This is a genomic window from uncultured Thiocystis sp. (assembly GCF_903866365.1).
In the GTDB taxonomy this organism is placed as follows: domain Bacteria; phylum Pseudomonadota; class Gammaproteobacteria; order Chromatiales; family Chromatiaceae; genus Chromatium.
Map to the genome: position 1 here is coordinate 1 of NZ_CAIPNF010000400.1, position 6,468 is coordinate 6,468.

Annotated in this window: 8 protein-coding genes; all 8 read right to left on the bottom strand. The window is 62.4% G+C overall.

The window, feature by feature from the left end:
- Positions 1-328: 328 nt before the first annotated feature.
- The gene (locus tag QZY07_RS22220; RefSeq protein WP_295407611.1) at positions 329-1,804 is read right to left on the bottom strand and encodes an EAL domain-containing protein; all 1,476 of its coding nucleotides are present in this window, start codon (positions 1,802-1,804) and stop codon (positions 329-331) included.
- 110 nt (positions 1,805-1,914) lie between these two features.
- Positions 1,915-2,184 carry a cell division topological specificity factor MinE gene (gene minE / locus QZY07_RS22225; protein ID WP_295407614.1) on the bottom strand — a complete coding sequence of 90 codons (270 nt, stop codon included), beginning with the start codon at positions 2,182-2,184 and terminating at the stop codon, positions 1,915-1,917.
- 3 nt (positions 2,185-2,187) lie between these two features.
- Entirely contained in the window at positions 2,188-2,997 is an 810-nt protein-coding gene (gene minD / locus QZY07_RS22230; RefSeq protein ID WP_295407617.1) for a septum site-determining protein MinD, read from the bottom strand.
- Positions 2,998-3,120: 123 nt separating this feature from the next.
- Entirely contained in the window at positions 3,121-3,921 is an 801-nt protein-coding gene (gene minC, locus QZY07_RS22235; RefSeq protein WP_295407620.1) for a septum site-determining protein MinC, read from the bottom strand.
- Positions 3,922-4,090: 169 nt separating this feature from the next.
- Positions 4,091-4,435, bottom strand: coding sequence for a histidine triad nucleotide-binding protein (locus QZY07_RS22240; RefSeq protein ID WP_295407623.1), 345 nt, complete (start codon positions 4,433-4,435; stop codon positions 4,091-4,093).
- A 138-nt stretch (positions 4,436-4,573) separates the two neighbouring features.
- Positions 4,574-5,170, bottom strand: coding sequence for a recombination mediator RecR (gene recR, locus QZY07_RS22245; protein ID WP_295407626.1), 597 nt, complete (start codon positions 5,168-5,170; stop codon positions 4,574-4,576).
- A 16-nt stretch (positions 5,171-5,186) separates the two neighbouring features.
- On the bottom strand, positions 5,187-5,510 hold the full coding sequence (locus tag QZY07_RS22250; protein WP_295407632.1) for a YbaB/EbfC family nucleoid-associated protein: 324 nt from the start codon (positions 5,508-5,510) through the stop codon (positions 5,187-5,189).
- Between the two features lie 116 nt (positions 5,511-5,626).
- On the bottom strand, positions 5,627-6,468 hold an 842-nt coding region (locus QZY07_RS22255; RefSeq protein WP_295407629.1), incomplete at its 5' end, for a DNA polymerase III subunit gamma/tau C-terminal domain-containing protein.

The window sequence follows — 6,468 nt, forward strand, 5'->3', positions numbered from 1 at the left end:
CTGCCCGAGCAGTAGGCGGCAGTTGGCAGTTGGCAGTTGGCAGTTGGCAGTTGGCAGTTGGCAGTTGGCAGTTGGCAGTTGGCAGTTGGCAGTTGGCAGTTGGCAGTGATCAGTATGGCCTCTCGAAGATTTCCACGCCCAGAGCCTTTGCCCATCGAACGAAATGAGCCCACAGGCGGATCACCCGCTGGGGAAGCGGTCCACCGCTCAGTACGCATTGAAAATCCCTGGTGTCTTGGCAAGAACTGCTTTTTCAGGATTACTGATCGGTGACAAGCTGCCAACTGCCAACTGCCAACTGCCAACTGACAACCGATCACTGTTCCTTTCACAGCCCGGTTTGCAAAACGCCGCCATTGCGACGGACTGCATGCAGCTCTTCCAAGGACAGCGGCTGACTGAACAGGTATCCCTGGAACGACGGACAGGCGTGCGCCTCCAGGAACCGCCGTTGCGCCTCGGTCTCCACGCCCACGGCAGTCACCTCGAATCCAAGCGCATCGCCAAGCGCAATCACGCTTTTGGCAATCGCCGCCGCCCGCGAGTCGGCGAACAGATCCCGGATCAGGGACCGATCGAGCTTCAGGCGATCGAGCGGGAGGTTTTTCAGCGCGCCCAGCGACGAGCGTTCGCTGCCAAAACGATCCAGCGTCAACCGCACCCCCTGCGCTTTCAGGGCATCCATGCGAGCGACGGCCCCCTTGGGGTTCTGCAACAGCAGGCTTTCGTTCAACTCCAGGTCGAGCAGGCCCGGATCGATGCCAGTGCGCTCCAGAACCGCCAGGATTCGCTCCACGAAGTTGGCGTCGCGAAACTGCCGATCGCTGATATCGATATGCACGCCGATCATCCGCCGCGGCATTCCCGGGGGCGTCTGTTCGATGACCTGCCCCCGATCCAGGATCCATTTGTACCCGCCATCCTGACAGCGGATCCGATGTTCGGTCTCGTAGAATGGCGACTCGCCGTCGATATGGCGCTTCAGCGCCCCGCCCACCGTCGCTAAATCCTCCGGATGTACACGGCTTTTCCATTCCGCCAGCGTCGAACCGATCTGATCCTCGGCAAATCCCAGCATCGATTTCCAGCGCGGCGAGTAGAAAACCCGGTCGGTGTCCCGATCCCAATCCTCGATCTCCCAATCCCACAGCCCTTGACCGCTTCCTTCCAAGGCAAAGCGCCAACGCAGTTCATTGGTCTGGATTTGACGTTTCTGCGACTCGGCCTGCAGACGCAGTCGCACGTTTTCCTCCAGATACGCCTCGATGCGGGCGGCGATCACGGCCAGAATCAGCAGGAACAACAGGACGATCAGACCCATCGTCAAGGCGAGTTCCGCCGGATCCAGCAGAAACCGAACCGACAGCGGCGCAAGCAGGGGGATGACGAAGAACAGCGTGGCAAGCCGGTCGATGGCCAGCGCCGTAATCGCGGCCGCGCTGATCCCCGCCATGGCGAAGGCGACAAATGCCTCGTACACCGGGTTCCCGGACTGACACAGCAGGACAGCGCCCACGCCCCAGGTCAGACCGCTCGCCAGGGTTCCAAGACGAAAACGCCACAGCCAATGGGCGCCCAGCACCTCATCCCGCGTTGGCAGGCGACGGAAAAAGACGAGCAGTCCGGCACGCCCGGCCAGTACCATGACCATCGCCGCCAGCCAGAGCAGAAGGCTCGCCCGCGGGACCAGATTCCAGTGCAGAACGACCATCAGCACAGCCGTCATGGCCCCGACGATCAGCAGAAGCAGCGATCCGGCATAGAGAAACCGGATTTTCTCGGACTGAATATCGCGCGCATGCATAACGCAGGATCCCTCCTCGAATCGTCCAACAGAAAGGCGTCGATTCTATAGGCTTCGGTCGCTGGAAGGGAACGCGAAAGTGCAAGGCGTGCGAACAGCGTCACATCTCGTCAAAGCTCACGATGGCCCGCATCGGGCAAGATGATGTTGAGTTCCAACACCTCATGCGACTCTTCCTGCTCATAGTTCACGGTGACGGCATCCATATCGATATCGACGTATTTTCGAATGACGGCCAGGATTTCACGTTGCAGCTGAGGCAGATAGGAAGGACGACTGCGCGCGGCACGATCATGCGCCACCAGGATCTGCAGCCGCTCCTTGGCGACATTCGCGGAACCTTTCGATTGGGTGGAGCGGAAATAGTCGAGCAGGCCCATGGGTTACCCTCTGAATAAGCGGCTCAGGAAGCCTTTCTTCTCCGTATGAAGGAACCGGTGCGGCACCTCCTCCCCCAGATAGCGCGCCACCATGTCGCCATAAGCCTGCCCGGCGTCGCTTTCGCGGTCCAGAATCACGGGGCTGCCGGAATTGGACGCGGTCAGCACCGCCTTGGATTCCGGAATGATCCCGAGCAGATTCAAGGAGAGAATGTCCTGAACGTCGTCGACACTCAGCATCTCGCCGCTTTCGACCCGAGCGGGATCGTAGCGGGTCAGGAGCAGGAATTCGCGGATGGGTTCGTCGTTGGTCTCGGCCCGGCGCGACTTGCTCGACAGGATGCCCAGCATGCGATCGGAATCGCGCACCGAGGAGACCTCCGGGTTGGTCACCACCACGGCATCGTCGGCAAAATACATCGCCATGGTGGCGCCATGTTCGATGCCGGCTGGCGAGTCGCAGACGATGAAATCGTAAATCTGGGACAACTCCTCCAGGATCCGGCCCACCCCTTCCTTTGTTAGCGCGTCCTTGTCTCGCGTCTGGGAGGCCGGCAGGACATAGAGATGATCGCACCGTTTGTCGCGGATCAATGCCTGGTTAAGATTGGCCTCCTGATTGATGACATTGACGAAATCATAGACGACGCGCCGCTCGCACCCCATGATCAGGTCGAGGTTGCGCAGGCCGACATCGAAGTCGATGACCACCGTTCGTTTGCCCCGTTGAGCCAGCCCCATCGCCAGAGCGGCGGCGGTGGTCGTCTTGCCGACCCCGCCCTTGCCCGAGGTGATCACGATAATTCTCGCCAAGGTCACACCCTCCTTAAAGGGATCTGTTCCGTTGCCCGGTCCTGAAGATGCCGACTGCACGTCGATGTTTGCCGCATTGCGCGCCCCCTGCTTTGCGAAAATCCACGCGCGATGGGCATAGGATTAAAGTTTTTCGATACGCAGGATCTTCTGATCCAGAAAAATCTGGACCGGAAATCCTCGCATTTCCGCTGGAATATTCTCGCTGACCCGGTAATGACCGGCAATCGAAACCAACTCCGCCTGCAGATCCTGACAGAAAATGCGCGCTTCGAGGTTACCGCTCATACCGGCAAGCGCGCGGCCACGCAGTGGGCCGTAAACATGGATGTTGCCATCCGCCATCAGCTCGGCCCCCGAGCTCACGGCCGCGACAATGGAAAGATCGCCGCCCGCGGCATAGACCCGTTGCCCCGAACGGACCGGGCGCGCCACGACCATGGAACCGGTGCTCGCCCGTCGCGTCGGTGGCTCGCCCTTCGAGATACCCGCCGACCGGGGCTGCAGCGGTTCCGCATCAAGCTCGGTTCCAGCATCGGATTCGTGCGGATTCGCCTTGGCGGCGGATTTGCCGGCACGTACATAGGAATCGCGCAGAATCGCAAGCTCCAGCGCCTCAGCGGCCGCATTCTGCTCCTGATTGCCGCCTCGCACGCCGAACGGAATCATGCCATACCCGCGTAACAGCCCGACCAGCAACGGCAGACCCACCGTCCCGGCATCGGACGGAAACCCGCTTAAATCGATCACGACCGGGGTGTTATGAAAAAAATCGGGCGCCTGTTCGACCTTGGCGCCCAAGCGAACCGCTACCGCATCGATGTCGCTATCGACCAGTCGAATGATGGGCAGCGTGAAACTTGCCGCCTTTAGCTCAAAGCCTTGCGAAGCGTCTGCCACCTTGTTCGGAGAATTCACTGCCATGATATTGGACTCGGGCGTCGGACGCCCCTGATCCCGCGCTGTCTCGATTCGACTGTCGCCCATCCGATACCTCGTGCAAGCGAGTCTGCCTCATACCCTCCATGCTAACCGCTGTCCGCTTGGCATCCTAGTATAAGACGTTCGACGTTTGGCACGCATGACGCGCGGCTTATCCCGGCGGCCACTGCAACGGGCGCCCGCCCAGGACATGCAGGTGCAGATGATACACGGTTTGGCCCGCGCCCGCGTTGCAATTGACCACGGTTCGATAACCGCTCTCGGCGATTCCCTCCCGCGCCGCCAACGTGGCCGCGACGAGAAACAACTTGCCGATCAATGCCGCGTCCTCGGGCTGCACATCGTTGAGCGTCGGGATCGGTTTGCGCGGGATCACGAGAAGATGCACGGGCGCCTGCGGGTTGATATCCCGAAAGGCGACCACGTCCTCGTCTTCATACAGAAGATCGACGGGGATCTCGCCGGAAGCGATCCTGCCGAACAGCGTCTCGGACATACGTCTTACCCTCATTCCCTGTGCGCCGGTTTGCGGCCGGTCAACAAGGGAATCATGAATGGTTTGAATCATCGCGCGCCATACTGACGGCCATCAAATCGCCTTATCCTGTTATTTCACGCGCGTCGACACAGGATTTCAGAGGTCACGGCGTCCGGCAAAGGCCAGCGCCAGCGTCCCCCCGTCGACATGCTCCAGCTCGCCGCCCAGCGGCACCCCATGGGCGATGCGGGTGATCTTCACCCCATGGCGGGCGGCAAAATCGGCAATGAACTGCGCCGTCGCGCTGCCCTCCACGGTCGGACTGATAGCCAGGATCACCTCGCCGATCGGTTCGTCGCGCATTCGCGTTTCCAGCAAATCGAGACCCAGTTCGTCGGGGCCAATGCCATCGAGCGGCGAGAGTCGCCCCCCGAGCACGAAATAGAGACCACGAAAATCGGTCGCCTGATCGATAGCGACGATCTCGGATGGCTGCTCGACCACGCAGAGCAGACCCGCATCGCGCTTCGGATTGGCGCAGATCCCGCACAGTTCATGCTCGCTCAGGGTTCGACAGCGCCGACAGCTCTGGATCCGGGCCATGGCATCCGCCATGACGCGCGCCAGACGGGCGCCGCCCTCCCGATCACGCTCCAGCAGATGGAAGGCGATCCGCTGCGCCGATTTCGGCCCGACACCTGGCAGACAGCGCAGGGCATCAATCAACTGATTCAGCAAGGATCGCTCGGCCATGGCGGGGATCGGTCGCTTAGAAGGGAAGCTTCATGCCCGGCGGCAGCGGCATCCCGGCGGTCAGCTCGGCCATGTTTGCCTTCACCTTCTCGGCGATGCGCTGAGTGGCCGCGTTGACCGCCGCCGTGATCAGGTCTTCCAGCATCTCCTTGTCGTCGCCCATGAGCGAGGGATCGATCTCGACCCGCTTGACCTGATGCTGGCCGGTCATGGTGATCTTGACCATGCCGCCGCCGGCCTCGCCAGTGACCTCTTCCTGCGCCAGTCGCACCTGTGCCTGTTGCATTTCTTCCTGCATCTTCTGTGCCTGCTTGAGCAAGCCACCGAGTCCAGCCTTCATAACGATCGACCTCATGGTGAAAAATTCGAGCACGCATGCTCTTGGCGCCAGGCCCGCCTGGGCACGGGCATGAGAGAGAACAAATTTAGCGATGCGTGGGCCGCGATGGCATCGCGTCAATCCGCTGGCGCGATACTCCCCGGCACCCACTCCGCATCGAGGCGCTCGCGCAACTGCTCGGCCACCGGATCCGACCGCATGCTGTCCGCCGCGACGCGCTGGCGCGCGTCGGCCTCGCGCACCCGGCGCTGCGCCAGCGTCTCCTGGCGGGGATGCGCAACCTGGATATCGAGTTTGACCGCCGCGCCCAACGCCTGCTCCAGGGCCTCGCGCAGCCGCGTCTCGGCGCTTGCAACCCGCAGATTCTCGGCGGTGGGATCCAGTGTCAGGGCCAGCCGACCCTGCGTCCATTCCAGAAAACCGCAATGATGCGCGAGTTGACTGGGAATCCCCTTGAGCGGGAGTCGCGCCACCAACTGCTGCCAGTCGGCCACGGACTCCAACCTCGTCACATCCATCCGCGGCGCGGCATGCACCGCCGCCGGAGCGGCTGGCAGGGTGCCCGGCGATGGACTCGGGACCGACGACACCGGGACCGAGGTCGCCGCCTGCGTTCTGGCGGGCGGCGACGCTGGCTCGACAGGCTGGCGCGCCCCGCCCGAAGCGGCACGCGCTCCCGCCGCCGGTCGCGGCAACCGCGCGGAATCGCCCAACCCCGCCGCCGGACGAAAGGCCAGCGCGCGCAACAGGACCATCTCGAACCCGGCGCGCGGATCCGGAGCCAGCGGCAGATCCCGCTGTCCGGTCAGCGCCACCTGATAGTAGAGCTGGACATCTTCGGCGGGGAGCGCGGCGGCCAGCGCGGCCAATCGCGCCCGGTCCGGATCGTCCGCCGCCAGGATTCCCGGCACCTGCTGGATCAGCGCAATCCGATGCAGCAGGGCGATCGTCTCGCGCA

Excerpts from the sequence above, each read along its gene's own strand:
- QZY07_RS22220 (WP_295407611.1), bottom strand. The coding sequence starts at position 1,804 with ATGCATGCGCGCGATATTCAGTCCGAGAAAATCCGGTTTCTCTATGCC.
- minE (WP_295407614.1), bottom strand. The coding sequence starts at position 2,184 with ATGGGCCTGCTCGACTATTTCCGCTCCACCCAATCGAAAGGTTCCGCG.
- minC (WP_295407620.1), bottom strand. The coding sequence starts at position 3,921 with ATGGCAGTGAATTCTCCGAACAAGGTGGCAGACGCTTCGCAAGGCTTT.
- QZY07_RS22240 (WP_295407623.1), bottom strand. The coding sequence starts at position 4,435 with ATGTCCGAGACGCTGTTCGGCAGGATCGCTTCCGGCGAGATCCCCGTC.
- recR (WP_295407626.1), bottom strand. The coding sequence starts at position 5,170 with ATGGCCGAGCGATCCTTGCTGAATCAGTTGATTGATGCCCTGCGCTGT.
- QZY07_RS22250 (WP_295407632.1), bottom strand. The coding sequence starts at position 5,510 with ATGAAGGCTGGACTCGGTGGCTTGCTCAAGCAGGCACAGAAGATGCAG.